The organism is Phenylobacterium sp. (assembly GCF_037189685.1).
Lineage (GTDB): Bacteria > Pseudomonadota > Alphaproteobacteria > Caulobacterales > Caulobacteraceae > Phenylobacterium.
This window is the reverse complement of the sequence record NZ_JBBCIT010000008.1, coordinates 36,150-62,261: the sequence shown is the minus strand read 5'-3', so window position 1 is coordinate 62,261 and position 26,112 is coordinate 36,150. Positions and strand designations below refer to the sequence as shown.

Here is a 26,112-nt window from a genome sequence, read left to right as displayed (position 1 = left end):
TTCAGGGATCGACCGGCAACGGCCGGGGCGGCGGCCCCTCTCCGGCCGGTATGATCCTGAAATTCCTGGGTGGCGCGAACAGGTCCGGGCGATCGGGCAGGCCCCGCCGGTAGTCGTCGTAGCGCAGCACCATCACCGGCCGCCCGCCCCGCTGATAGCTGACCATCAGCGGCCGCTCGCGCCGCAGGTCCATCAGGAAGGCGATGCTGTGCTCGCCCGAGGTGACGGTGTGCAGCGTGGCCTGCGCGGCGCCCCACGGCACGGTCCGCTCGGGCTGGGGTGCATGGCGGGCGACGAAATCGGGCTCGCAGCCGAACTCCAGGCCGCGGAAGGTCGCCGGCATGTCGGCGCCCACCGGCAGGATCGGCGCGCGGACGACAAGCTCAGGGCCGGGGTCCACGGTATGCCGCGCCTCCCGGGTGGCCAGGTTGACCATCCAGATGTCCGGCTCCGCCACGATGGCGACGGACTGATCGCCCCGGACGGGATCGGGCTGCTCCTCGCTGCGGAAATAGATCTGGCCCTGGCGCCACATCTGCCGCGGCTGCGCGGCGCGGGCCGAGGCCGGCAGGCCCGGCGAGATGTTGCGGACGGTGGCGCGGAACAGCTTCTCGGGCGCGCAGGACTCGCCCAGCGACGTTCCCAGCGGGAGGATCGGCGGCCCCGCTTCCGGCTCGGCGGGCCCGGCCTCTTGGGAGCCGGCCCTGGGGGAGCCGGCCTTGGGGGAGCGGGCCTCGGGGGATCCGGCCTCAGGGGACGCCGATGGCCCTGGGTCGGTCTGCGGGCGGGCATCGGCCGCAGGCTGGGCGTACGCCGCCATGCTCAGCCCCAGCGCCAGCCAGCCTCCTGCGCCCACGAACTTCCAGATCCTCATGGATACGAATGGCCCACGCCGGGCGCCGGCGGTCAAGCCGGGCGTCGGCTCAACCGGTCGGGAACATGTGGGCGTAGGGTTCGGCCTCGGCCAGCACGCGGGCGAAGCTGGGCCGCGCCTCCAGCCGCGCGAGATAGGCCGCCAGGGCCGGATGGGCCGGCGTGAAGGGTTCGACCTTCTCGCCGTAGACCAGCGCCGGCGCGGCCGCGCAGTCGGCCAGGGTGAACGCCTCGCCGGCCGCCCAGGTCCGGCCGACCATCACGCCCTCCGCATGGGCGTAGGCGGCCCGGAGCTGTTCACGGGCGCGCGCCACGCCGAACGGGTCGCGCGCGGCGGCCGGGCGCAGCCGGTCGGCCACGATGCGCTGCATCGGCCCCTGGACGTAGAGATCGTAGAACCGGTCCCAGAAGCGGACCTCCTGCGCGGCCGCCGGGTCGGCCGGCAGGAAACGCGCCGCGCCGCGACGGAGGTCGAGGTGTTCGATCACCAGGCTGCTTTCGAGGACGACCCGGCCCGCCTCGGCGTCCTCCAGCGCCGGCATCATGCCCAGGGGCGATATCCGCCGGAACCGGGCCGCCGACTCCGGGTCGGCCAGGTCGACCTGCACGAACTCGAACTCGGCGCCATCCTCGTAGAGCGCGGTCAGGGCCTTCCAGCAGAACGACGACAGCGGGTGGCCGTGGAAGCGGAGCGTCATAGGGTCGTTCCTTGCAGGCGCCACCTTGCGCGCCGCCGACACGACACGGCGGACAGGGGGCGTTGAGCCGCGCGGCGGACGCCCCTAGGTTCGCCGCCGAACGGGAGCCTTCGATGCGCATCGCCACCTGGAACGTCAACTCGGTCAACGCCCGGCTGGACACCGTCGTCCGCTGGTTCGAGGCCGCGAAGCCCGACGTCGCCTGTCTTCAGGAGATCAAGTGCGTCGATGAGAAATTCCCGGCCGAAGCCTTTGAACGGCTTGGGTATAACATCGCCGTCCACGGGCAGAAGACCTACAATGGCGTCGCCCTGCTCTCCAAGGCGCCGCTGGAGGACATCCGCCGCGGCCTGCCCCTCCTGCCCGGATCGGACGACGACGGCGACGAGCAGGCCCGCTATGTCGAGGCGCTCGTGTCGGGGCCCACGCCGGTCCGGGTCGCCTCCATCTATCTGCCCAACGGCAATCCCGTCGCGACCGAGAAGTTCGCCTACAAGCTGGCCTGGATGCGGCGCCTGCATCGCCATGCCCAAAACCTCCTGGCCTGGGAGGAGCCCTTCGCCCTGATGGGCGACTACAACGTGATCCCCGAGCCGCGCGACGCCGAGTTCCCCGACAAGTGGACGGACGACGCCCTGTTCCAGCCCGAGAGCCGGGCCGCTTTCCGGGCGCTGAAGAACCTGGGCCTGACCGAGGCCTACCTCCAGGCCGACGGGGCGCCCGGCGCCTATACCTTCTGGGACTATCAGGCGGGGGCCTGGCAGCGGAACAACGGCATCCGGATCGACCACGCCCTGCTCTCGCCCCAGGCTGCGGACCGCCTGCTGGGCGTGTCGATCCATCGCGACGTGCGGGGCTGGGACAAGCCGTCCGACCACGTGCCCCTGGTCATCGAGCTGGACGTCTGAGGCGCCCGCCCGGCCCGGTTCCGGCGACTCGGAGAACGGCGTAGCCTCACACGCATGGACGAGGCCGCCCGGCTCCTGACGCTGCTCGTGCTCGTCGGCGGGGCGCTGACCCTCGCCGGCGGGATCGTCGCCTGGTCGCTGGACGAGGTCCGCCGCGTCCGGGCCACCCTGCGGGCGGGCCTGGGCGCCCAGCCCGATCCGGTCCTGATCGCCCGCGGGCGCGGCGCCGGGGTGGGCGTCGACCTGACATCCGGGCGCATCGCCGTGGCCTGGGACCGCGGCGGCTGGCGGCTGGTCTACCGTCTCGAGGAACTGGTGGGGGCCGAACTGATCGTGGACCGAAGGATCGCCGCCCGCGCCTTCCGGGGCGAGCCTCGGCGGGGCCTCGACGCCCTCGACGACCCCCAGGAGCGCGTGCGCCTCCGTTTCGTGTTCGACGACCCGGCCTATCCCGAGTTCGAGCTCGACCTGTGGCGGCCCGAGGACGCCGGCCGGCGCGGCCGCCTGGCCACCGACGAGGCCGTCCGGCTGGCCAACGGGTGGATGGCCCGGGTCGAGGCCCTCTTCCGGCGCGCGCCGGCGCGCCCCTTGCCGTCGCCCGCCGCCGTCGCATCGGCGCTCGATCCGCCGCCACGGACTCCGCCACGGGCGGCGCCCCTCGCCGCGCCCCCCTTCGAGGAGCCTCAGTTCCAGGAGCCCCCATTCGGGGAACCCCCACCGTTCGATGTCGACGAGCCCGACGACGAACTGGACGACCTGCGGCCGGCGCCATAGATTGACAACGTAAATGAAAGCGGAGTCCCTGGCATGACCCACCTGCTCGCCGCCGCCGTTTTCTTCGTGCTGCTCCACCTGCTGGTGTCCGGCACGCCGCTGCGCAACGCCATCGTCGCGCGGATCGGCGAAGGGCTCTACATGGGCCTGTTCTCCCTCGCCTCGGTCGCCGGCCTCGCCTGGCTCGGCTGGGCCTTCGGGCAGGCGCGGGCCGAACCCTGGAACACCTCCTGGTGGACCGTCGGCGACGCCTCGCGCCAGGTGCAGCTCGTCCTCCAGTTCCTGGCGCTGCTGCTGATCGTGCCCGGCCTGACCACGCCGAACCCCACCAGCGTCCGGCAGGAGGGCGTCCTGGGCCGGCCCGACGCGGTGAAGGGCATGCTGCGGATCAGCCGCCACCCGTTCCTTTGGGGCGTGGCGATCTGGGCGTTCGGCCACCTGATCGTCAACGGCGACCGGGCGTCCCTCGTCCTGTTCGGGTCCATGTTGCTGCTGGCCCTCTTCGGGACCGCCAGCATCGACGCCAAGCGCCGCCGCGCCCTGGGCGCGACCTGGGACGGTTTCGCCGCCCAGACCTCCAACGTCCCCTTCGCCGCCGTCCTCGAAGGCCGCCAGAAGCTCAGCCTGGGCGAGATCGGCTGGTGGCGGATCGCTCTGGCCGTGGCGGCCTGGGCGGTGCTGGTCTGGGTCCATCCGATCGCCTTCGGCGTCCCCGCCCTGCCCTGAATCACCCCGACCTGCAGCGCCCTGGCCTGAAGCGCCCTGAAACACGGATGACCTGCGCGCGCCGCCGGACGTGCTAGGAGGCGCGCATGGCGATCCACGACCTCCCCGAACTGACCGCCCGGGCGCCGCCGCGCACCCCCCTGGTCGGCCTGGACCTGGGCGAGAAGACGATCGGCGTCGCCGTCTCGGACGCCACCCGCATGATCGCCAGTCCTCTGGAGACGATCCGCAAGACGAAGTTCACCGACGACGCGGCCGCCCTCTTCCGGCTCATGGAGAGCCGCGGCGCCGGCGGGATCGTCATCGGCCTGCCGGTCAACATGGACGGGAGCGAGGGCGCGCGCTGCCAGTCGAACCGGGCGTTCGCGCGCAACCTCCTGCGCCTGCGCGACCTGCCGATCGCCTTCTGGGACGAGCGGATGTCGACCATGGCGGTCAACCGCATGCTGATCGGCGAGGCCGACGTCAGCCGCGCCCGCCGCGCCGAGGTGGTGGACAAGGCCGCCGCCGCCTGGATCCTCCAGGGCGCCCTGGACCGCCTGCGGAACGGGTGAGCCGCCCACAGGAAACTGGGGATCACCGCCCGCGCCGGCTTCCCATGCGCCACAGGCTCACCTAAAGGGGCGCTTTAATGAGCGGCGCCCCTCCTGGTCTGAACGAGGTCCTGAGCCGGACCTTCTCCTTCCCGCGGCGCCATTTCCTTTCCGCGACCGATCTGAACGAGGTGGAGGTGGCCAGCCTCCTCGACCTCGCCGACGGATTCGTCAGCCTGAACCGCCAGACCTCCAAGAAGCTCGACCTGCTCAAGGGCAGGACGCTGATGAACCTGTTCTTCGAGAACTCGACGCGGACCCAGAGCTCGTTCGAGCTGGCGGGGAAGCGGCTGGGCGCCGACGTGGTCAACATGAGCCCGCGGTCGTCCTCGATCTCCAAGGGCGAGACCCTGATCGACACCGCCGTGACGCTGAACGCCATGCAGCCCGACCTGCTGGTCGTGCGGCACGCCTCGTCGGGCGCGGCTTCGCTGCTGTCGCAGAAGGTGGGCTGCTCGGTGGTCAACGCGGGCGACGGCCAGCACGAGCACCCCACCCAGGCGCTGCTGGACGCCCTCTCGATGCGTCGCGCCTTCGGCCACATCGCCGGCCTGCGGGTGGCGATCTGCGGCGACGTCATGCACAGCCGGGTCGCCCGGTCGAACATCGCCATGCTCCAGATGCTGGGCGCGCACGTCCGGCTCGTCGGCCCGCCAACCCTGATTCCCTCGGCGGCCGACCGCTGGAACGTCGAGGTCTTCCACGACCTGCGCCAGGGCATCGCCGGCTGCGACGTGGTGATGATGCTGCGGCTCCAGCTCGAGCGGATGGACGGGGTGATGGCGCCGTCCCAGCGCGAGTACTTCCGCTTCTACGGCCTCGACCGCGAGAAGCTGGCGCACGCGGCGGCGCACGTTCGCGTCATGCACCCCGGCCCCATGAACCGCGGCGTCGAGATCGATTCCGAGGTGGCCGACGACCTTTCGGTCAGCCTGATCCAGGACCAGGTGGAGATGGGCGTGGCCGCGCGCATGGCCGTGCTCACCTCGCTGGCCGCGCGCCTGGAGAACGTGCGTTGAGCCGCCCCCTCGCCATCACGAATGCCCGGGTGGTCGACCCGGCCTCGGGCTACGACGGCCCCGGCGCGGTCATCGTCGCCGAGGGCGTCGTCGCCGACGTGCTCCGACAGCCGACGCCGGCCGGCCTGACCACCGACGCCGAGGTGGTCGACGCGGGCGGCGCCCTGCTGATCCCCGGGCTGGTGGACATCCGGGTGAAGACCGGCGAGCCCGGCTTCGAGCCCAAGGAGACGCTGAAGTCCGCCGCCCAGGCGGCCGCGGCGGGCGGCGTCACCACCGTGGTCCTGCAACCCGACACCCATCCGGTGATGGACGAGCCGGCGGTGGTGGACTTCGTGCTGCGGCGGGCGCGCGACATCGAACTGATCAACGTCTATCCCGCCGGCGCCGCCACCAAGGGCTGCCAGGGCGAGCGGATGGCCGAGATCGGCCTGATGCACGACGCCGGCTGCCTCTATGTGAGCGACGCCGACCGCCCGATCGTGGACTCCAAGGTGCTGCGCCGGGTGCTGAGCTACGCCAAGGCGTTCGGGACGCCGGTGGCCCACCGCCCGGCCGACCCGTGGCTGTCGGCGGGCGCCGCGGCCAGCGAGGGCGAGTTCGCCGCCCGCATGGGCCTGCCCAGCGTCCCCGCGGTGGCCGAACGGATCATGCTGGAGCGCGACCTGGCGCTGGTCGAACTGACGGGCGCCCCGTTCATCGTGGACCAGATCACCACGGCCGGCGCTCTCGAGACCTTGAAGCGCGGGCTGGACCGCGGCCTGCCGGTGACGGCGACCACCTCGATCAACCACCTGTCGTTCAACGAGATCGACATCGGCGACTACCGCACCTTCTGCAAGCTGGACCCGCCGCTCCGCTCCGAAGACGACCGGCAGGCGGTGATCGACGCCGTCGCCTCGGGCCTGATCCAGGTGATCGTGTCGGCGCACGCGCCCGCTCCTGCCGAAGACAAGCGCCTGCCCTACGACGAGGCCGCGCCGGGGGCCGTCGGCCTCCAGACCCTGCTGCCGGCGCTGCTCGCCTTCCATCACGAGGGCCGCATCCCGCTGATCGACCTGATCCGGGCGGTGACGGCGGCCCCGGCGAAGCTGCTGGGCCTGCCCTGCGGGCGCATCGCCAAGGGCGCGCCCGCCGACCTCGTGCTCTGCGACCTCGACGCCCCCGTCGTCGTCGACGCCGACCGGCTGATCTCGAAGTCGAAGAACTCGCCGTTCGATGGCCGGCGCCTGCAGGGCAAGGTGCTGCGCACCCTGGTCGACGGCCGGACGGTCTACGCCCCCTGACCCTTCGCCGGAGGGATCGGAACCCGCTTCGGCTCTCGTTGACGGCGGCCCGCAGCCGCTGTCAGCCGGACCGGCCAGATCGCGATTTCCTACAACTTGAAGATGATTTTTATACGGAGGACTATCGCCAGAATATCCAAAAGACTTAAACACAACAGCTTCTTATGCAAGTTTCCCGATGCGTGCGGCGGTCGGCCCCACACCCGCTGGGATTGCTAGATCGACCTCGGGAAATCTCCAGCGGCGCCGCTGCGGACAGGTAGATTCCTGGGGTTCCGCCCAGGCGGCGTATGGATCGAAGTGTTCTTTTTTTGTTCCAAAACCGGCTTTCAAGCGCTACGGTTCGCCCTGCTGATGATCGCCAGCCGCTGACGGCGCAGACCGTCCGCGCTAGGAGTGAAGCAGCGAGGGAGCGTTGATGGCCCAGATTCTCAGCCCGACCATGATCGGCGCCGCATTGGTGGGCGGCTATCTTTTGGGATCGATCCCGTTCGGGATGATCGCGACCCGGCTCGGCGGCGCGGGCGACCTGCGCGCGATCGGCTCGGGCAACATCGGGGCGACGAACGTCCTGCGCACGGGCCGGCGAGACCTCGCGCTCGTCACCCTCCTGGGCGATGGCGGCAAGGGCGCGGTGGCGGTGTTCCTGGCGTGGCTGGCGACACGGAACGGCACGGGCGAGCAGCAGGCGCTGCTGACGGCGCTCGCTGGCGGCGCGGCGTTCCTTGGCCACCTCTTCCCCGTATGGCTCGGCTTCAAGGGCGGCAAAGGCGTCGCGACCTTCTTCGGCACCCTGCTGGCCGCAGCCTGGCCCATCGGCATGGCGGCGGGCGCCGCATGGCTGATCGTCGCCTTCCTGTTCCGGATTTCGTCCCTGGCGGCGCTGGTGGCGGTGGCGGTGGCGCCCCTCCTGGCGCTGGCGCTGGGCCGCCCCAACGCGATCGCGCTGCTCGCCTTGTTCATGGCGCTGCTGGTCTACATCCGCCACGCTGAGAATATCCGCCGGCTGCTGAAGGGCCAGGAGCCGAAGATCGGCAGGAAGTCCGCCGTCACGGCGGCGGAGACGCCGGGGGAGACGACCGGGGAGTGATCCGCGCGCTCACCGACGCCCAGCGGCGCGACTGGCTGCGGCTGGCGCGGTCCGAGAACGTGGGGCCGGTCGCCTTCGACCAGCTCCTCGGCCGCTTCGGAGAGGCGTCGCTGGCGCTGGCCGCCCTGCCCGACCTGGCCCGGCGCGGCGGACGGGCGTCTCCGCTCAGGCCGGCCAGCGAAGCCGCGGCCGACAGCGAGCTGGCGGCGGGCGCGGCTCTGGGCGCAAGGCTGATCGCCTCGTGCGAACCCGACTTCCCCCACGCCCTGGCCGCGCTCGACCCGCCGCCGCCGCTCATCTGGGTGCGCGGAGACCCGGGCCTGCTCGACCGCAGGACGGTCGCCGTGGTCGGGGCGCGCGTCGCCTCGGCCGCCGGACAGCGGTTCGCCCGGGGCCTCGCGGCCGAACTGGGCCAGGCGGGCAGCGTCGTCGTCTCGGGGATGGCCCGCGGCATCGACGCCGCCGCCCACGAAGGCGCGCTGCCCACCGGGACGGTCGCCGTCCTGGGCGGGGGCGTGGACGACGTCTACCCTCCCGAGCACCGGCCCCTCTACGAGCGGATCGTCGAACAGGGCTGCGTGGTGTCGGAGAACCAGCCCGGACGAACGGCCGTGGCGCGCGACTTCCCGCGCCGCAACCGCATCATCGCCGGTCTCTCGCGCGCCGTCGTCGTGGTCGAGGCCGAGTTCCGGTCCGGCTCGCTCATCACCGCCCGCCTGGCCAACGAGCAGGGGCGCGAGGTCCTGGCGGTCCCCGGCTCGCCGCTGGACCCGCGCGCGAGGGGCTGCAACGACCTCATCCGCCAGGGCGCGGCGATCTGCGAGGGCGCCGAGGACGTCCTGCGGGCGCTCGAGGGCCTGGGCGACCTCCGCGAGCCCGAGGCGCCGCGGTTCCACCCCGCGCCGGTGGAGCCTGACGACGCGCTGCGCCGGCGACTCGCCGAGCTGTTGTCGCCGACCCCGGTCTCCCGGGACGAACTCGTGCGCGCCGCCGCCGCGCCGCCCGCCGCCGTGCTCGCGGCCCTCACCGAACTGGCGCTGGCCGGCCGCGCCGAGCTGCTGCCGGGCGGAATGGTGGTGAAGGGGTGACGATCCGGAGCCAAAGAAAGGAGCCCCTAAGGGGCTCTCCGCCCCTGTCTCGATCCGCGCCGTTGACAGGCCGCATCGGCCGCCCCCACTTTCCGCGCTCTTTTGGGAACAGCGCGCCTAGATGAACGTCGTCATCGTCGAGAGCCCGGCCAAGGCCAAGACCATCAACAAGTACCTGGGCTCGGACTACAAGGTTCTCGCCTCGTACGGCCATGTCCGCGACCTTCCGCCGAAGGACGGCTCGGTGCGTCCCGACGACGACTTCGACATGTCGTGGGAAGTCGACGCCAAGGCGGCCCGGCGGCTGTCCGAGATCGCCGAGGCCACCAAGGGCGCCGATCGCCTGATCCTGGCCACCGACCCCGACCGCGAGGGCGAGGCCATCTCGTGGCATGTGCTGGAAGTGCTCCAGCGCAAGCGCGTTCTGAAGGGCGCGAACGTCCAGCGCGTCGTGTTCAACGCGATCACCAAGAGCGCCGTCACCGAGGCGATGGCCAACCCGCGTGACCTCGACATGGAGCTGGTCGAGGCCTACCTGGCCCGCCGCGCGCTGGACTATCTCGTCGGCTTCACCCTGTCGCCGGTCCTGTGGCGCAAGCTGCCGGGCGCCCGGTCGGCCGGCCGGGTGCAGTCGGTCGCCCTCCGGATCATCGTGGACCGCGAACTCGAGATCGAGCGGTTCAGGACCCAGGAATACTGGACGGTCGAGGCCCAGGTCGCCGCCGGCGCCGATCCCTTCGCCGCCCGGCTGGTGGTCCACGAGGGCAAGCGCCTCACAAAGTTCGACCTCGCCGACGAAGCCGCCGCGTTCGCCGCCCGCGACGCCGTGCAGGCCGCGACGTTCAAGGTCTCGAGCGTCGAGCGCAAGCCGGGACGCCGCTCGCCGCCCCCGCCCTTCACGACCTCGACGCTCCAGCAGGAAGCCTCCCGCAAGCTGGGCTTCAACGCCCAGCGCACCATGATGGCCGCCCAGAAGCTGTACGAGGGGATCGACATCGGCGGCGAGACGGTCGGCCTGATCACCTACATGCGGACCGACGGCGTGCAGACCGCCCCCGAGGCGCTGGACGAGGCCCGCAGCGTCATCAACGGCCTCTACGGCAAGGACTATGTGCCCGAGAAGCCGCGGCTCTACTCGACCAAGGCCAAGAACGCCCAGGAAGCCCACGAGGCGATCCGTCCCACCAGCCTCGCCCGCAACCCCGGCCGCCTGCGCCTGGAGGGCGATCTCGGGCGTCTCTACGAGCTGATCTGGAAGCGGATGATCGCCTCCCAGATGGAAGCCGCGCGGATCGAGGACACCATCGTCAACCTCGACAGCGCCGACGGCCGCACGGGCCTGCGCGCCAGCGGCCGCGTCGTGACCTTCCCGGGCTACCTCGCCGTCTACGAGGAGGGCCGCGACGATCCCGCCTCCGGCGAGGGCGGCGACGAGGAGACCGGCCGCCTGCCCCAGGTCGCCGAGGGCGCCGCCGCCAGCGTGCGCAGCGTCAAGGCCGACCAGCACTTCACCGAGCCGCCGCCCCGCTATTCCGAGGCCAGCCTGGTCAAGAAGATGGAGGAGCTGGGCATCGGGCGGCCGTCGACCTACGCCTCGATCCTGGAGCGGCTGCGCGACCGGTCCTATGTCCGCATGGAGAAGCAGCGGTTCATCCCCGAGGACCAGGGTCGCATCGTCTCGATCTTCCTCGAGAAGTTCTTCGGCAAGTACGTCGAGTACGACTTCACCGCCGACCTCGAGAACCAGCTCGACCTGGTGTCGGCCGGCGACCTCGACTGGAAGGTCCTGCTGCGGGACTTCTGGGCCGACTTCAACGCCAAGATCGGCGAGATGGGCGGGCTGGGCACGCGCGAGGTGATCGACGCGCTGGACGAGACCCTCAGCCCCTACCTGTTCCCGGCCCGGCCCGACGGATCGGACCCCCGCGCCTGCCCCAGGTGCGGCGATGGCCGCCTCAGCCTCAAGCCCAGCCGCACGGGCGCGTTCGTCGGCTGCTCCAACTATCCCGAGTGCCGCTACACCCGCCCGTTCGGCAGCCCCGACGCCGAGGCGGCCCAGGCCGAGGGCGACCGCGAACTGGGCGTCGACCCCGTCACCGGCGAGACGGTCTTCCTGAAGTCGGGCCGCTTCGGTCCCTACGTCCAGCTCGGCGAGGGCGAGAAGCCCAAGCGGGCCAGCCTGCCCAAGGGCTGGAGCGCCCCCGACATGGACCTGGAGAAGGCCCTGCGCCTGCTCAGGCTGCCGCGCGAGGTGGGCCTGCACCCCGAGGACGGCAAGCCGATCCTGGCCGGCATCGGCCGCTTCGGGCCGTTCGTGCTGCACGAGGGCGTCTACGCCAACCTGCCCAATGTGGACGAGGTGTTCGAGGTCGGCGTGAACCGGGCCGTGGACCTCATCGCCACCAAGCGCGCCGGCCGTCGCGGCGGCGCCGAGGCGGCGGCGCTGAAGGAGCTGGGGGCGCACCCCGCCGACGGCCAGCCGGTCCGCGTGCTTTCCGGGCGCTACGGCCCCTACATCAAGCACGGATCGACCAACGCCAACGTCCCCCGCGGCGCCGACCCGCTGTCGGTGACCCTGGAACAGGCCGTGGCCCTCATCGCCGAGCGCGAGGCCAAGGGCGGCGGCAAGAAGGCCAAGAAGCCTGCGCGGGCCAAGAAGGCCGACGGGGCGGCGAAGACCACCGCGAAGAAGGCGCCGGCGAAGAAGGCGCCGGCGAAGAAGGCCACGGCCAAGAAGACGGCGGCCAAGAAGCCCGCTGCGACAAAGGCGGCCGCCTCCGCCGGCGACATCACCGACGACGAGACGCCGTTTTAGGCCCAGCTCCACGATAGACGGTGTCGCCCCCTCCTCTCCCCCACGCGCAGCGTAGAGGGGAGAGGGTAGGGAGAGGGGAGACGCCGAGCCTTTCGCGGGCAAGACGGTCCAGCCATGACCCATCCTGCGGCGCCTTCTGGCTGAACCGCGAGCGGCAGCCGATGGTTCTGCGCCGCCCCTCTTGCATCTCGCTTCGCGTGGGGCGAGGAGGTGCGTGGATCAATGTCGGCAATCGACCCTTAGCGGTCGCTCATCCTCTACCGCTTGCGCTCGTGCCAGATGATCAACGTCTCGCTTAGTTCGCCATCACCATCGCGCTCAAACTGGCTCCACAGCTCGCGAGTGACACGCTCTTCGCCGTTGAAGGCGGCCGTCACGTCATAATAGCACTCAGCAATGGCACCCCCGAAATTGGGCTCGCAGCGAGCGTTCGCGACTGAGACCAAGACAGAAATCTGCCCCGGTCGCCCAGCAAACCGGCCGAACCGAAGATCGAAGTCCGCAGTCCAGTGCTCAGCTACATAGCCGCCAATTTCGCTAGTGCTCGGCATCGTCAGACGCGCGTCTTCGCGATGCGCGCAAGCGGTCAACATGAGCGCGGAGCAGGCAGCGAGGGGCAATAGCTGAGCCATGCCAATCGGTGTCATCGCGAAGGTCCGCAGTCCACCCCAATCGGACCTAGCCCGCGTCCGCTTCGGCCATTCCGGGCCGAATGTCCGGTTGAAGCAGACGTCGCAGTGTCTGAACTCGACCCGTTGCGGACGTTGAATTCAGAGCCTCGAGAAGAGGTGCGGCTGTGACCGAACTAGTTGGGCTCGCGCTTCACGCTTCTCCCTGAGGCCCGGCGCAGTCGACTCCCAGCTCGCGACCGCTCCGGCCAAATGGCCGCTGCGCGTGAGCAATTCGTCTGCCAAGGCGACCACGACCAAATTGGGCGTAGCTTCTGGACGCAGAGCCAACAGCTGGGCGAGTGCGGTGGACTCGGCACCGGGGCCGAGGCGATCAGCGATAATCGCCAGTGCAATAGCTGCCGACCTGCCAACGCCGTGGAAGCAATGCACCAGCAACGACCCTGAAGCGTGAGAGCGACCAAACTCCAGAGCTGTTGAGACTTGTTCGCGTGTCGCCACTCGTAGGCCGATCTGATCATCGTCAACGTCCTCGAACGCCAGAACCAAGTGTGCTGGCGCGGGGCGCGTGTGAAAACGAAGCTGGTTTGCCGGGCGGCACGCGGGGTCTTCCAGGGTGATGACGGCATCGAACCGCCGCTTGTGTTTCCGCGCCTGAGAAAGGCTCGCGACGACGACATTCCCGGAGCCCGGAACGAACTGAAAGCTGGTCGCGTCGGCCATTCGACGCCACTAGCCGAGGTAACGTCGCCTAGCCACCCATCTCTGACCTTCAGTCCGTCCGCTCGCCGGCTGCGGTGGAAGCTCTCGACGTCGACGCCAGGATGCCTACCCTGCCCCCATGCCTCACGCGAACCTCAACGGCCTGACCTTCTATTTCGAGCGCGCCGGCGACGGCCCGCCGCTGCTGTTCATCTCGGGCACGGGCGGCGACCTGCGCGCGCAGCCGAACGTGTTCGCCTCGCCGCTCGCCAGGGCCTTCGATCTGCTGGCCTACGACCAGCGGGGGCTGGGGCGCAGCGACAAGCCCGACGTGCGCTACACGATGGCCGACTACGCCGATGACGCCGCGGCGCTCATGGCCCACGTCGGCTGGGACCAGGCCCTGGTGGTCGGCGTCTCGTTCGGCGGCATGGTGGCCCAGGAACTCGTCCTGCGACATCCCGACCGGGTGAAGCGGCTGGTGCTGGCCTGCACCTCGCCGGGCGGCGCCGGCGGGGCGTCCTTCCCGTTCCACGAGATCGGACACCTGAAGGGCGAGGCGCGCGCTCGTCACCTGATCCCGATCAGCGACACCCGGCGCGACGCCGCCTGGGCCGCCGCCAACCCCGAGGATCACGCCAAGCTGGTGGAATTGTCGGCCGCCGATCCGTTCGCCGACGAACCCGGCCGCGCCGAGGGCGCGCACCGCCAGCTCGAGGCCCGCGCGGACCACGACACCTGGGACCGCCTGCCCCGGATCGCCTGCCCGACCCTGATCGCCGCCGGCCGCTACGACGGCATCGCCCTGCCCGCCGCCCAGGAGAAGATGGCCGCGCGCATCCCCGGCGCCGAGCTGCGCTGGTACGAGGGCGGCCACCTGTTCATGCTCCAGGACCGCGCCGCCTACCGCGACATCATCGCCTTCCTGGCCGCCTGACCGCGCGGCGACAGGCGGTAGCCCACCTCCAGGCTCTCGGTCAGGCCCAGCGCCTTCAGCTTGCGCACGTTCAGCTTGAAGGACGGCGTCTCCAGTCCGAGCATGGCGGCGAGGTCTCCGGCGCGACGCCCGGGATGCCGGGCGATGAGGTCGAGGACCCCGGCCGTCCAGGCGCCGCGGATGTCCAGTCGCCCAAGCCGCTCCAGCACGCCGGTCAGGTCGGTGTCTTCACGCAGGGCTTGCCGCGGATCGGCGCCCAGATACCGCACACGAACGCGATACACCGTCCCCTCGCCCGCCAGGTCCACACGCAGCCGATCCGCCGACGCCGCGCCCGCCGCCTGCGCTTCGGCGTCGGTGATCCCGGCCGGATCGACCGCGGCCACCTCGTCGATGGCGAGTTGGCCCACGGCCGTGTTCAGCGTGCCGCCGGTCTTCACCGACGGCCGCGTCCACCGTCGGTAGACCAGGCTCACCTCGCCGCGCCGGATCGCCTCCAGCAGGACGACCTTGAGCAGCATCAGCCGGCCGCGATCTCGAGGATCTCCACGATGTCGGCCGGGCCGGAGATCGGGCGCGGGCTGTTGCGGACGCCGCCATCGTGCATCGTGTGCTCGGCGATGGCCTGGAAGTCGCCGCGCGTCACACCCACGCTCTTCAGGTCGGCCGGCAGGTCCAGCCTGCGGACGAGACCGCGGACGGCCCCCGCCGCATCCGGGCCGCCCAGGGCCTCGGCGACGGCGCCGTTCGGGCCGCCGGCCCCCGTCCACGCCAGCACCGCCGGCAGGATCACGCACGAGGTGATCCCGTGCGGCACGCCGTAGCCCCCGCCCAGGGTGTGGCCGATGGCGTGGCTGGGCCCCATGCCCCGCCCCGATCCGACGCCGCTGATCGCCAGCCACATGCCGAACTGGCATTCGAGCCGCGCCGCCAGATCGCGCGGGTCGGCCTGGGTCGCCGGAAGGCCCGCCGCCAGCCGCTTCAGGCCGTCCACGGCCAGCGCGTCCGCATACGGCGCGCGCAGGGGGTGACAGAGCTGCTCGACGGCGTGGTCCACCGCCTTCATGCCGGTCGAGGCCCAGAGCCGCGGCGGGGTGTCCAGCGTCATCGCGGGGTCCAGCACCACCGCGCGCGGGGCCAGCATCGGATGGGTGTAGCCCTCCTTCACGCGCCGGGTCGGATCGCTGACGCCGGCGAACGGGGTGAACTCGGCCGCCGACAGCGTCGTGGGCACGGCGATCATGCGGACGCCGGGCGCCACCTTCGCCACATCGACGCGATCCGCGCCCCGTCCGGCGCGATAGGCGTCGAGCTGGTCCGCCTCGGTCAGGTCCGCCCACAGGCAGAGCTGCATCACCTTGGTGGCGTCGATCACCGAACCGCCCCCCAGCGCCACCAGCAGGTCGGCGCCCGCCACCCGCGCCGCCGCCGCCCCGCCGATCACGCCCTCGCGCGGCGAATGCGCGCCGATGTCGGCGAAGACCCCGACGCAGAGGTCGCCCAGGTCCGCGGCGAACCCGGCCGCCAGCCCGTCGGCCAGCGAGCGGGTCGTCGTCACCAGGATGCGGCCGGCGCCCCAGGCCGCCGCCAGTTCGCGCACCACCTCCACCGCCGGGCGCCCGTAGGCGATCTGGTCCTGCCGCGGAAAACGGTGTGTTCCGGTGAGCATCTGCGTTCCTCCCAAAACGGTGCTAAGCACGCCGAATGGCCCGATCCAAGATGCCGAAGTCGACCCGCTTTGCGAAAGGCCTGCCCGACCGCGAGACCCTGCTGAAGTTCATCCGCGAGAGCGGCGAGACCGACAAGGCCGCCATCGCCCGCGCGTTCGGGCTGAAGGGCGAGGACCGCCGCCAGCTTCGCGCCCTGCTTCAGACCCTCCAGGACGAGGGTGCGCTGGGCAAGCGTGGCCGCCGGGGGTTGGCCGAGGCCGGCGCCCTGCCCGAGGTGGGCGTGGCCGACGTGGTCGAGCGCGACGCCGACGGCGAGCTCCTGGTGCGGCTGACCCGGGGCGAGGACGCGCCGCTGGTCCCGCTGGCCCCGGGCGGCGACGCGAAGGGTCCCGCGCCCGGCCTGGGCGACCGGGTCCTGGTCCGGTTCGTCCCCCTGGAGAACGGCGAGACCGAGGCCCGGCTGATCAAGCGCCTGGGCCAGAGCGCGCACCGCATCCTGGGCGTGGTCCGCAAGGCGCGCCGCGAGGTCCGCGTCGAGCCCGTGGATCGCCGCTCGAAGGACACCCTGCTGCTGCCCGAGGGCGAGGACGTCCGCGACGGCGACCTGGTGCTGGCCCAGGTCGAACCGCACGGCCCGCGCTACGGGCCCCGGCGCGGCAAGCTGCTGGAGGTGGTGGGCCGCGAGGACGAGCCCCGCGCCTATTCGCTCATCGCCATCCATGCCCACGGCATCCCGACCGGCTTCTCCGAGGCCGCCGAAGCCGAGGCCGAGGCGGCCCAGCCGCCGACGCTGGCGGGCCGCGAGGACCTGCGCGACGTCCCCCTGATCACCATCGACCCCCAGGACGCCCGCGACCACGACGACGCCGTCTACGCCCACCCGGACGACGACCCGAAGAACCCCGGCGGCTGGGTCTGCTGGGTGGCCATCGCCGACGTCGCCGCCTATGTCCGGCCGGGCTCGGAGCTGGACCGCATCGCCCGCGACAAGGGCAACAGCGTCTATTTCCCCGACCGGGTCGAGCCCATGCTGCCCGAGCGGCTGTCGAACGGCCTGTGCAGCCTGCGCGAGGGCGAGAACCGCGCCACCCTGGCCGTCCGCATGGTGTTCGGCGCCGACGGCAGGAAGCGCGGCCACCGCTTCGTGCGCGGCCTGATGCGCTCGGCCGCCAAGCTCAGCTACGAGCAGGCGCAGGCGGCCATCGACGGCCAGATAGACGACAAGACCGCGCCGCTGCTGGAGCCGGTCCTCCAACCCCTGTGGGCGGCCTACGCCTGCCTGAAGACGGGCCGCGACGCCCGCTCGCCCCTGGCCATCGAGAGCGCCGAGCGGCGCATCGCCATGACCCGCGAGGGCGAGATCGCCGCGATCACCCCCCGCGCGACGCTGGACGCCATGAAGCTCATCGAGGAGTTCATGATCCAGGCCAACGTCTGCGCCGCCGAGACGCTGGAGCAGAAGAAGACCCCGCTGATCTACCGCATCCACGACCAGCCCAGCCGCGAGAAGATCCAGGCCCTGGCCGACCTTCTGGACACCCTGGGCCTGCCCTGGACCAAGGGCGAGGCGCCGCGCACCGAGCGCTTCAACCGGCTGCTGGACGAAACCCGCGGCGGACCGCACGCCGACATCGTCAACGAGGTGGTCCTGCGCACCCAGATGCAGGCGCACTACTCCACCGAGAACATCGGCCACTACGGGCTGAACCTGGCCAAGTACGCCCACTTCACCTCGCCGATCCGCCGCTACGCCGACCTCATCGTCCACCGGGCGCTGGTGACGGCCCTGGGACTCGGTGACGACGGCCTGTCCCAATTCGACATCTCGCAGATGGCGGGCACGGCCGAGATCATCACCTTCGCCGAACGCCGCGCCATGGCCGCCGAGCGCGACGCCACCGACCGCTACGTCGCCGCCTTCCTGGCCGACCGCGTGGGCGCCGAGTTCGAGGGCCGGATCACCGGCGTCACCCGCTTCGGCCTCTTCGTCCGCCTGGCCGAGACCGGCGCCGACGGCCTGGTCCCCGTTTCGCGCCTGGGCGGCGAGTTCTTCGTCCACGACGACCGCGCCCACGCCCTGGTGGGTGAACGCTCGGGCGCCCGCTGGCCGCTGGGCATGACGGTCCAGGTGCGGCTGGCCGAGGCCACGCCCATCACCGGCGGCCTGCTGTTCGACATGCTGAGCGACCCGGCCCCGCCCGACCGCTCCATGCCGCTCCCCCGCCTGGGCGTCCGCGGCCGCGGCGACCGCCGCCCGCCCTCTGGACGCCCGCCCTCTGGCCGTCCGCCGGGCATCCGCACCGGCCGCAAGAAGAAGATGGGCGGCAAGAAGCGCTAGACGGCCGCGAAGCGGCGCCTCCCGATTCAAAGGACCACAGAAGGCACAGAAGGCGCCACCCGGCCCTCCTTCTGTGTTTTCTGTGTCCTTCTGTGGTTCCAATGACTGAGCCTCCGCTCGCGCGAAGGCTCGGAAAGGGGCTTCCGCGACGGCAGGCTTCCCAGCCCCACGCGGCGGATCATACAATTGTTTCATGCCGACCGACGCCCCCATCGTCCACAAGCCCGAAGGCCCGCCCCGCCAGCCGGGCCAGCGGGCCGTGCGCCCCAAGAACGCCGCCACGGTGATGATCATCCGGCGCGACGGCCCCAAGCCGCGCGTCCTCATGGGCAAGCGCCACGGCGGCCACAGCTTCATGCCCGACCGCTGGGTCTTCCCGGGCGGCCGGATCGACCGGGCCGACTACCGCGCCCCCTACGCCACCGACCTGCGGCCCGACGTGGGCGGCCTGTTCGACCGCTACCTGCCGGCCGGCAAGGGGCGCGCCCTGGCCCTGGCCGCGGTGCGCGAGACCTGGGAGGAAGCCGGCCTCCTGCTGGCCCGGCCCGGCGAGGCGCGCGGCCGCGGCCCCTGGAAGGACTTCGTCGACCAGGGGGTCCTGCCCGACCTCGAGGCGATGGACGTGATCGCCCGCGCCATCACCCCGCCGGCGGTCGGCAAGCGGTTCGACACCTGGTTCCTGCTGGCCGACGCCGAGCGCCTCACCAGCCTCGAGCGCCAGGCCGACTGCGGCGAGCTGGAGGAGATCGCCTGGGTCGACTTCGACGACGCCCAGGGCCTGCCCCTGCCCACCGTCACCCGCATGATGATCCGCGAAGCCGTCCTGCGGATGGACGACCCGACCCGGCCCAAGCCCTTCCTGCGCTACAAGGACCGCGAAGAGGGCATGCGGCCGGTCAGCCTCTGAGCCTTCGCCCGCCGAAGCCGGCGCAGGCCGGCTGAAGAGCGGGGGTGGGAAGGGCGAGCGGCCGGCAGGGCGGATCGACCGTCCGCCCATGAACCCGGCAGGTCGGATCGCGACGTCGTGGGCGAGGCTCGCCCTCTCCACCCCCGCTCCCACTTCGTGGGAAAGGACGTTGACTTCCGGGCGCGGATTCGTATTTTCCGCGCCTCCTGAACACCCGCCGGCGGTGCGACCCCGCTTGGCCCCGCAATCTTAAGGGACCCGCACCATGGCGAAGCCCGCCTCCATCAAGATCCGCCTGAATTCCACGGCGGACACCGGCTTCTTCTACGTCACCAAGAAGAACGCCCGCACCAAGACCGACAAGATGGTGCTGAAGAAGTACGACCCGATCGTGCGCAAGCACGTCGAGTTCAAGGAAGGCAAGATCAAGTAGGCCGACAAGCCTCTGGTTCCGCACGAAGACGCCCGGCCTCACCGCCGGGCGTTTTTCGTTGCGCCCACCCGACCCGCGACCAGCGCGCTCACGAAACCCAGCACCGTGAGGCCGAACATCCCGCCGATGACGCGGGTCAGCATCAGCTCGCGGTCCGTGACCTCGGCGCCCGGCTCCAGCACGCCACCGAGATGGCCGAAGAACGACATCCAGAACATGGCGCACGCGAATCCCCAGCCGCCGGCCAGCCAGTCCGTCCGGCCGCCGCGCAGGGCCGCGACACCGCCCGCCACGAGCAGCCCGGCCGCGACATAGTCCACCACCCAGAACGGCCACCACTGCCAGTCGCCCCAGTTCCGCACCGCCTCCAGCACCGCCAACGCCGAGCCAAACCCGATCGCCAGCCAGGCCGATATCCGAAGCATCATCCCCTCCCCTGAGGTTCGCGCTGTGGCGGGAGCATCCCGCCTCCGGTTGTAAACTGGCGCGTCCGCTTTCGCGTCGAGGACGAGATTCCGCCTTCGGCTCGGCCATTCACGAGGTCACCGCGTGCCGCGCGAGGACGAAGGCTGATGGAGTCGGGGATCGCCTGAGACGCCATTCTCCCAGGCGGCTAGGCAACTCGAGTTCGACGAGGAGCTCGTGCGGACGCCCGTCAACGGCGGTGGCGTACGCCAGCGCTCCGCCCACACCGAACGTCACGGGCTCTCCGAGATAGGTGAAAGGCTCCACCGCGACGGCGTTCCACTGGACGAAACCGCCCGCCCACTCCATCCGACAGACGCTGTCCGGCCCGGTCGGGATTGCTTCGAAGGTTTTCGCGGAGGAGCGAAGGACCACGGTCTCCCAGATCGGATCGGTATAGTCGGCGAGTTCCTGGCTCCAGATGTCGCCGCCCACCCACCGATTGTTCAGAATGAAGGTATCTGTGTCGTCGGCGATGCAGAACAAGGCGATCAACCGGGAGACCTCGGTGTGAAGTTCTTGGCTTACGGTTTGAGTCGGCATGTGCTTCGCACGAAAGCGCGGCGGCCCCGCTGCGGCGGCCACGAACTCCCCGATCGAGACTTGCTCCAGCCCCACGCCCGTCTTCCCCCGTCTCAGCCTAGGCGATATCGGCCCCGGCGCAACGTCGACGACGTCCGCGAGCCACCCTTTGCTGGCTCGCACCGGCTTCGGCGGGCGGCACCCCCACCTTCGCTCCCGCGGCAGGGGAGGCAAGGTCGGCAACCCTCTATGGTGGCCAGTTGATCAGTATCGGTGGCTGATCGCGCTTGTCGGCCAGATCCGCTGGAACACTCTCCGTCGCCAGGAATAGGCGACCGACATCCGTTCCAGAATCCCCGAGGTCTGCCCGGCCGCCGCCGCCAGCGCCCCGCCCGCGCCTACGCCGCCCGTGCGATCACGCGGTTGCGGCCGGCGGACTTGGCTTCGTAGACGGCTTCGTCGGCGCGCTTGAGCAGGGCGTTCGAGGTGTCGTCCGCTCCGGCGCTGGTCGCCACCCCGATGGAGATCGTCACCGACAGCAGCTCCTGGCCGCCCATGACGCGGAACGGCGCGCCGGCGACGTGCAGGCGGATGCGCTCGGCGATGCGCCGGGCGTTCTCCAGGTCGGTGTCCGGCATCACCACCACGAACTCCTCGCCCCCGTGGCGCACCGGCAGGTCGATGGCGCGCACGTTCGAGGCCAGGCGCACGGCGAACTCGGCCAGCACCTCGTCGCCCACGTCGTGGCCGAAGCTGTCGTTCACGCGCTTGAAGTGGTCGATGTCGATGACCAGCACCGAGACCGGCTCGCCCCCCTGCCCGGCCCGGCGCATCAGCGCTTCGAGCTGGCCGGCCATGTAGCGGCGGTTGTGCAGGCCGGTGAGCTGGTCGGTGACCGCCAGCTCCAGCGAATGGTCCAGGTTCGAGCGCAGGTAGTCGGTATAGCGCTTGCGGCGGATCTGGGTGCGCACGCGGGCGGCCAGCTCGCCGGGATCGATGGGCCGGGCCAGGATGTCGTTGATCCCGATCTCCAGCGCCTTCAGCGCCTTGCGGCGCTCGTCCAGATCGGCGACCGCCAGCACCGGCAGGCTCCGCGTCGCCTCGTCCGAGCGGAGCTGGGCCGCGAAACGCAGCCCGTCGAAGGCCCGCGCGTTCGCATTGACGATGACCAGGTCCACCGGCCCCCTGGCGGTCAGCAAGGCCTTTTCGGCCTCGCTCTCGACCACCGGGCGGTGCTCGACCGCCAGCTCGGCGGCCACCCGCTCGGCCTGGCGGACGTTGTCGTCCACGATCAGGATGCGGCCGCCCGACCCGCCCAGGCGCGAGGCGGCGCCGGCGATCACGCCCATCCGGCGGCCCGAGGCCTCGCGGTCGCGCAGCTCGTCGATCACGCCCTTCAGCCGCGTCAGGCTGCGCACGCGGGCGAACAGCATCACGTCGTCGATCGGTTTGGTGAGGAAGTCGTCGGCGCCCGCCTCCAGCCCCGCCACCCGGTCGGCGCGGCCGTCCAGCGCGGTGACCAGCACCACGGGGATGTGACGCGTCAACGCGTCGTCCTTCAGCCGGCGGCAGACGTCGAAGCCGTCCATGCCGGGCATCATCACGTCGAGCAGCACAATGTCGGGCTGCTCGGCCGCCGCCACGGCCAGGGCCGTCGGGCCGTCGTGGGCGGTCAGGACCTCGTAGTATTCGGCCGACAGCTTCGCCTCGAGCAGGCGCACGTTCGATTCGATGTCGTCGACGACCAGGATCCGGGCGGACATGGCTAGGTCAGCAGCCGGCGGATCGTGTCGAGGAAGTGCGTGACCGAGATCGGCTTCGAGATATAGGCCTCGCAGCCGCCCTCGCGGATCCGCTCCTCGTCGCCCTTCATGGCGAAGGCGGTGACGGCGACGACCGGGATGTGCGCTAGGTCGTCGTCCTCCTTGAGCCACTTGGTGACTTCCAGGCCCGAGATCTCGGGAAGCTGGATGTCCATGAGGATCAGATCGGGCCTGTGCTCGCGCGCGAGCGACAGCGCCGCGAGCCCCTCGCGGGTCTCCAGGGTCTCGTACCCCTGCGCTTCGAGCAGATCATGAAACAGCTTCATGTTCAGCTCGTTATCCTCGACGATGAGGACTTTCTTGGCCATTCGGGACCCGACGTTCTCCTCGGACCAGGCCGCAGACGGCCCACCCCACCCTTCCCGTTCTTATCCGCCCGGATATCCTTAAACTTCGTTATCTGCGTTCACGTCAGCCTGGACCCCGCCTTGACGAACCCTGCCGAACCCGCTGCGCCCCGCCTCGCCGACCTGGGGCTGTCCCCCGACCGCCCGCTCGTGCTGGTCGACGTTGACGAGGTGCTGGGCCTGTTCATGCAGGGGTTCGGGGACTACGTGGCCCGCCAGGGGCTGGAGATGCGGATCGAGCGGTTCGCCCTGTTCCAGAACATCTACCGCCCCGGCGAGACGCAGCACCTGGAGATCGCCGAGGGCAAGCGGCTGTTCGACGCCTTCTTCGCCGGCCATTGCCACGAGATGGAGCCTGCGCCCGGCGCCATCGCCGCGCTGAACCGCCTCTCCGACCGCGCGGAGATCCTCATCCTGTCGAATGCGCCGGCCGACGCCGAGCGGCTGCGCGCCGAATGGCTTCGCAAACATGGGCTCAAGCATCCGCTGGTGCTGAATTCCGGTCCCAAGGGGCCCATCGCCGCCAGCCTCGTGGCCCAGACGGCGCAGCCGACCGCCTTCGTGGACGACCTGCTCTCGAACCTCGACTCGGTGGCCGACCATGCGCCCCGGACCGCCACCTTCCAGCACGTCGCCGACCTGCGCCTGCGCCCCTTCGCGCCGCTGTCCGACCGCCACCCCCGCATCGACGACTGGGCCGAGCTGGGCGAGCGGATCGCCCGGGCGGTCGCCCGCTGAAGCCGTCGCGGCCCCGAAGTCTGTCCACCGGCGGGGCGCCCTCTCCCTGCCGGCCTGGACCAGATCGCGTATACCTGACCGCATGATCCGCATCGGCGTGGACTTCGGCGGCACCAAGATCGAGGCGGCGGCGCTCGACGCCGACGGCCGTTTCCGGGCGCGGGTGCGCGGCCCCACGCCACCCGCCTACGAGGACCGGCTGGAAGCCGTCCGCACCATCGTGGCCGAAGCCGAGCGGCAGGCGGGCGCCTCCGCGCGCCGCATCGGCGTGGGCGGGCCCGGGTCGCCCTCCCCCGTCGACGGCCTGATGCGGAACTCGAACTCCACGGTCCTGAACGGCCGCCCCTTTCCCGCCGACCTCGCGCGGGCCCTGGAGCGGCCGGTCCGGTACGCCAACGACGCCGACTGCCTGGCCCTGTCCGAAGCCACGGACGGCGCGGCCGCGGGCGCGGGCGTCGTCTTCGCCGTCATCATCGGCACCGGCTGCGGCGGCGGCATCACGGTGGACGGCCGGCTGGTCGAGGGCCGCAACCGGATCGCCGGCGAATGGGGCCATACGCCCCTCCCCTGGCCGCGAGGCCGCGAGTCGCCCGGCCTGACGTGCTGGTGCGGCCGGACCAACTGCCTCGAGCTGTGGCTGTCCGGCACGGGGTTCGCGCGCGAGGCCGGCCGCTCGGCGGAAGCCGCCGTCGCGGCGCGCGACCACGCCGCCCTCGACGCCTACGCCGACCGGCTGGCCCGCGGCCTGGCCGTGATCGTGGACATCCTCGATCCCGACGTGATCGTGCTGGGCGGCGGAATGTCGAACATCGCGCGGCTGTACGAGGTCCTGCCGGCCGCCGTCGCCCCGCACGTGTTCTCGGACGTCTTCGACACGCCCGTCCGCCCCGCCGCGCACGGCGATTCGTCGGGCGTCCGGGGCGCCGCATGGCTCTGGCCCCTGGAATGACCGCGCAATGAAGGCGTTCTGCCGCGACTGCTTCTGGACCGGCGCGGCCGCCCCGCCGCGCTGCCCGTCGTGCGGCTCGCCCCGCATCGCGGCCCATCCCGAGCTGGACCGGCTGGCCATCGCCCACATGGACTGCGACGCCTTCTACGCCAGCGTCGAGAAACGCGACCGGCCCGAACTGCGGGACCAGCCCGTGATCGTCGGCGGCGGCAAGCGCGGGGTGGTCACCACCTGCTGCTACATCGCCCGCATCTCGGGCGTGCGCTCGGCCATGCCGATGTTCAAGGCGCTGAAGCTCTGCCCCGACGCGGTCGTCATCAAGCCCGACTTCACCAAGTACCGCGCCGAATCGAAGCGCATCCTCGGCCTGGCCGCCGAGCTCACGCCCCTGATCCAGACCCTGAGCCTGGACGAGGCCTGGCTGGACCTCTCGGGCACCGAGCGGCTGCACGGCGCGCCGCCGGCCATCACCCTGGCGCGGCTCCAGGCCCGCATCGAGGCCGGGACGGGCCTCACCGTCTCCATCGGCCTCGCCCCCAACAAGTTCCTGGCCAAGGTGGCCTCCGACCTGGACAAGCCGCGCGGCTTCTCGGTGATCGGCGCCGAGGCGCCCGCCTTCCTGGCGCCGCAGCCGGTGCGCATCCTGCCCGGCGTCGGCCCCGCGATGGTGGCGACGCTGGAGAAGGCCGGCTTCCGCACCGTGGGCGATCTGGCCCGCGCCGACCGCAAGCTGCTGGCCGACCGCTGGGGCGCGCACGGCCTGCGGCTCTCCGAGCTGGCCCACGGCCGCGACACGCGCAGCGTCAATCCCAACGAGGCCCGCAAGGCGATCAGCGCCGAGACCACCTTCAACGACGACCTGTCGCGGCTCGGCGACCTGGAGGACCGGCTGGCCCCGCTCTGCGAGCGGGTGGCGCGGCAGGCGCGCACGGCCGGCGTGGCGGGCCGCGTCGTCACCCTCAAGCTGCGGGCCACCGACTTCCGCATCGTCACCCGCCGCCGCACCCTGCCGGTGGCGACCCAGACGGCGCACACGCTGTTCAAGGTCGGGCGCGAACTCCTGGCCCGCGAGGCGACCGGCCAGCCCTGGCGGCTCATCGGCGTCGGGATCGCCGACCTCGTGGACGCCGCCGAGGCCGGGGCCGACTTCTTCGCCGAGGACGAACGCCGGGCGCTGGCCAGCGAGCGGTCCGTGGACGCCCTCCGCGATCGATTCGGACCGGGCGCCGTCACCTCCGGGCGCCTCCTTCGCGCCCGCGGAACGTACAGGGAAGAGTGAGGTCGCCTCCAAAACAGGCGCCTCGCCAGGAACCCCCGCGCACGGGCCGGTCGCCCCCGCGCGCCCACGTCAAGGTCAACCGCGACGATTCAACCCTTCCAAAAGGCGCCATCTTCCATATCTAATCGGAAGATCGAACGATCGAGGCGCCGCCCAGGAGACCAGGCAGATGAGCGAACGGAAGGAAGGCGGTGCAGACACCGGCGTTCGCTCCGCGGTCGTCACCCAGACGAAGCCGAAGACGCAGAAGCCGGCCATGTATCGGGTTCTTCTGCTCAACGACGACTACACGCCGATGGAATTCGTCGTGTACGTACTCGAACAGTTCTTCAACAAATCGCGCGAAGACGCGACTCGCATCATGCTCCATGTTCATCAACATGGCGTGGGCGTCTGCGGGGTCTACACATACGAAGTGGCGGAAACGAAAGTAGCCCAGGTCGTTGATACGGCGCGGCGGCATCAACACCCGCTGCAGTGCACCATGGAAAAGGACTGAGGCG

At 71.2% G+C, this 26,112-nt stretch carries 27 protein-coding genes; 17 read left to right on the top strand and 10 right to left on the bottom strand.

Annotated elements, in window-relative coordinates; genetic code table 11:
• Position 1: 1 nt before the first annotated feature.
• On the bottom strand, positions 2–874 hold the full coding sequence (locus tag WG212_RS05755; protein ID WP_337186123.1) for a hypothetical protein: 873 nt from the start codon (positions 872–874) through the stop codon (positions 2–4).
• A gap of 49 nt (positions 875–923) precedes the next feature.
• Positions 924–1,571 (bottom strand): glutathione S-transferase family protein, encoded by a 648-nt coding sequence (locus WG212_RS05750; RefSeq protein ID WP_337186122.1) that lies wholly within the window; start codon positions 1,569–1,571, stop codon positions 924–926.
• 113 nt (positions 1,572–1,684) lie between these two features.
• On the opposite strand from WG212_RS05750, the gene xth reads away from it, so the two are divergent.
• From xth to topA, 9 genes are all read left to right on the top strand, one after another.
• The gene (gene xth / locus WG212_RS05745) at positions 1,685–2,479 is read left to right on the top strand and encodes an exodeoxyribonuclease III (protein WP_337186121.1); all 795 of its coding nucleotides are present in this window, start codon (positions 1,685–1,687) and stop codon (positions 2,477–2,479) included.
• Between the two features lie 54 nt (positions 2,480–2,533).
• Positions 2,534–3,253 carry a hypothetical protein gene (locus WG212_RS05740; RefSeq protein ID WP_337186120.1) on the top strand — a complete coding sequence of 240 codons (720 nt, stop codon included), beginning with the start codon at positions 2,534–2,536 and terminating at the stop codon, positions 3,251–3,253.
• 33 nt (positions 3,254–3,286) lie between these two features.
• A complete protein-coding gene (locus WG212_RS05735) occupies positions 3,287–3,979 on the top strand; it encodes an NnrU family protein (RefSeq protein ID WP_337186119.1) in 693 nt (230 codons plus the stop codon).
• Between the two features lie 86 nt (positions 3,980–4,065).
• Entirely contained in the window at positions 4,066–4,533 is a 468-nt protein-coding gene (gene ruvX, locus WG212_RS05730; RefSeq protein ID WP_337186118.1) for a Holliday junction resolvase RuvX, read from the top strand.
• 77 nt (positions 4,534–4,610) lie between these two features.
• A complete protein-coding gene (locus tag WG212_RS05725; RefSeq protein ID WP_337186117.1) occupies positions 4,611–5,591 on the top strand; it encodes an aspartate carbamoyltransferase catalytic subunit in 981 nt (326 codons plus the stop codon).
• Positions 5,588–6,877 carry a dihydroorotase gene (gene pyrC, locus WG212_RS05720; RefSeq protein WP_337186116.1) on the top strand — a complete coding sequence of 430 codons (1,290 nt, stop codon included), beginning with the start codon at positions 5,588–5,590 and terminating at the stop codon, positions 6,875–6,877. The genes WG212_RS05725 and pyrC overlap by 4 nt, the downstream gene beginning before the upstream one ends.
• Before the next feature lie 418 nt (positions 6,878–7,295).
• The gene (gene plsY, locus WG212_RS05715; RefSeq protein ID WP_337186115.1) at positions 7,296–7,967 is read left to right on the top strand and encodes a glycerol-3-phosphate 1-O-acyltransferase PlsY; all 672 of its coding nucleotides are present in this window, start codon (positions 7,296–7,298) and stop codon (positions 7,965–7,967) included.
• A complete protein-coding gene (dprA, locus tag WG212_RS05710; RefSeq protein ID WP_337186114.1) occupies positions 7,964–9,055 on the top strand; it encodes a DNA-processing protein DprA in 1,092 nt (363 codons plus the stop codon). Before plsY ends, dprA begins: the two co-directional genes overlap by 4 nt.
• A gap of 121 nt (positions 9,056–9,176) precedes the next feature.
• The gene (topA, locus tag WG212_RS05705) at positions 9,177–11,870 is read left to right on the top strand and encodes a type I DNA topoisomerase (RefSeq protein ID WP_337186113.1); all 2,694 of its coding nucleotides are present in this window, start codon (positions 9,177–9,179) and stop codon (positions 11,868–11,870) included.
• Between the two features lie 257 nt (positions 11,871–12,127).
• Here the strand turns inward: topA and WG212_RS05700 are convergent, their stop codons facing one another.
• Together WG212_RS05700 and WG212_RS05695 are read right to left on the bottom strand one after the other, a co-directional pair.
• Entirely contained in the window at positions 12,128–12,517 is a 390-nt protein-coding gene (locus WG212_RS05700) for a hypothetical protein (RefSeq protein ID WP_337186112.1), read from the bottom strand.
• 123 nt (positions 12,518–12,640) lie between these two features.
• A complete protein-coding gene (locus WG212_RS05695) occupies positions 12,641–13,222 on the bottom strand; it encodes a hypothetical protein (RefSeq protein WP_337186111.1) in 582 nt (193 codons plus the stop codon).
• A 118-nt stretch (positions 13,223–13,340) separates the two neighbouring features.
• Here WG212_RS05695 and WG212_RS05690 point away from each other — a divergent pair, with 118 nt between their 5' ends.
• Positions 13,341–14,138 (top strand): alpha/beta fold hydrolase, encoded by a 798-nt coding sequence (locus tag WG212_RS05690; RefSeq protein ID WP_337186110.1) that lies wholly within the window; start codon positions 13,341–13,343, stop codon positions 14,136–14,138.
• Here WG212_RS05690 and WG212_RS05685 read toward each other — a convergent pair.
• Positions 14,105–14,659 (bottom strand): hypothetical protein, encoded by a 555-nt coding sequence (locus WG212_RS05685; RefSeq protein WP_337186109.1) that lies wholly within the window; start codon positions 14,657–14,659, stop codon positions 14,105–14,107. The genes WG212_RS05690 and WG212_RS05685 overlap by 34 nt on opposite strands.
• Positions 14,659–15,807, bottom strand: coding sequence for an iron-containing alcohol dehydrogenase (locus WG212_RS05680; RefSeq protein WP_337186108.1), 1,149 nt, complete (start codon positions 15,805–15,807; stop codon positions 14,659–14,661). Before WG212_RS05680 ends, WG212_RS05685 begins: the two co-directional genes overlap by 1 nt.
• A gap of 35 nt (positions 15,808–15,842) precedes the next feature.
• Here WG212_RS05680 and rnr point away from each other — a divergent pair, with 35 nt between their 5' ends.
• The 3 genes from rnr to rpmG all read left to right on the top strand — a co-directional run bounded on the left by rnr (position 15,843) and on the right by rpmG (position 19,486).
• On the top strand, positions 15,843–18,146 hold the full coding sequence (rnr, locus tag WG212_RS05675; RefSeq protein ID WP_337186107.1) for a ribonuclease R: 2,304 nt from the start codon (positions 15,843–15,845) through the stop codon (positions 18,144–18,146).
• Positions 18,147–18,339: 193 nt separating this feature from the next.
• A complete protein-coding gene (locus tag WG212_RS05670; protein ID WP_337186106.1) occupies positions 18,340–19,053 on the top strand; it encodes an NUDIX hydrolase in 714 nt (237 codons plus the stop codon).
• A 265-nt stretch (positions 19,054–19,318) separates the two neighbouring features.
• Positions 19,319–19,486 carry a 50S ribosomal protein L33 gene (gene rpmG / locus WG212_RS05665; RefSeq protein ID WP_012521869.1) on the top strand — a complete coding sequence of 56 codons (168 nt, stop codon included), beginning with the start codon at positions 19,319–19,321 and terminating at the stop codon, positions 19,484–19,486.
• A 38-nt stretch (positions 19,487–19,524) separates the two neighbouring features.
• Here rpmG and WG212_RS05660 read toward each other — a convergent pair whose 3' ends face one another.
• The 4 genes from WG212_RS05660 to WG212_RS05645 all read right to left on the bottom strand — a co-directional run bounded on the left by WG212_RS05660 (position 19,525) and on the right by WG212_RS05645 (position 22,604).
• Complete coding sequence (locus WG212_RS05660; RefSeq protein WP_337186105.1) at positions 19,525–19,914, bottom strand: hypothetical protein; 390 nt, start codon at positions 19,912–19,914, stop codon at positions 19,525–19,527.
• 106 nt (positions 19,915–20,020) lie between these two features.
• A complete protein-coding gene (locus WG212_RS05655) occupies positions 20,021–20,569 on the bottom strand; it encodes a hypothetical protein (protein WP_337186104.1) in 549 nt (182 codons plus the stop codon).
• Between the two features lie 302 nt (positions 20,570–20,871).
• Entirely contained in the window at positions 20,872–22,236 is a 1,365-nt protein-coding gene (locus WG212_RS05650) for a PleD family two-component system response regulator (protein ID WP_337186103.1), read from the bottom strand.
• Positions 22,237–22,238: 2 nt separating this feature from the next.
• A complete protein-coding gene (locus WG212_RS05645; RefSeq protein WP_337186102.1) occupies positions 22,239–22,604 on the bottom strand; it encodes a response regulator in 366 nt (121 codons plus the stop codon).
• 120 nt (positions 22,605–22,724) lie between these two features.
• On the opposite strand from WG212_RS05645, the gene WG212_RS05640 reads away from it, so the two are divergent.
• The 4 genes from WG212_RS05640 to clpS all read left to right on the top strand — a co-directional run bounded on the left by WG212_RS05640 (position 22,725) and on the right by clpS (position 26,108).
• Positions 22,725–23,381, top strand: a complete 657-nt coding sequence (locus WG212_RS05640; protein ID WP_337186101.1) for a hypothetical protein — start codon at positions 22,725–22,727, stop codon at positions 23,379–23,381.
• Positions 23,382–23,463: 82 nt separating this feature from the next.
• Positions 23,464–24,330, top strand: a complete 867-nt coding sequence (locus WG212_RS05635) for an ROK family protein (protein WP_337186100.1) — start codon at positions 23,464–23,466, stop codon at positions 24,328–24,330.
• Positions 24,331–24,337: 7 nt separating this feature from the next.
• On the top strand, positions 24,338–25,609 hold the full coding sequence (locus tag WG212_RS05630) for a DNA polymerase IV (protein ID WP_337186099.1): 1,272 nt from the start codon (positions 24,338–24,340) through the stop codon (positions 25,607–25,609).
• Positions 25,610–25,778: 169 nt separating this feature from the next.
• A complete protein-coding gene (clpS, locus tag WG212_RS05625; protein ID WP_293383999.1) occupies positions 25,779–26,108 on the top strand; it encodes an ATP-dependent Clp protease adapter ClpS in 330 nt (109 codons plus the stop codon).
• The last annotated feature ends 4 nt before the right edge of the window (positions 26,109–26,112 follow it).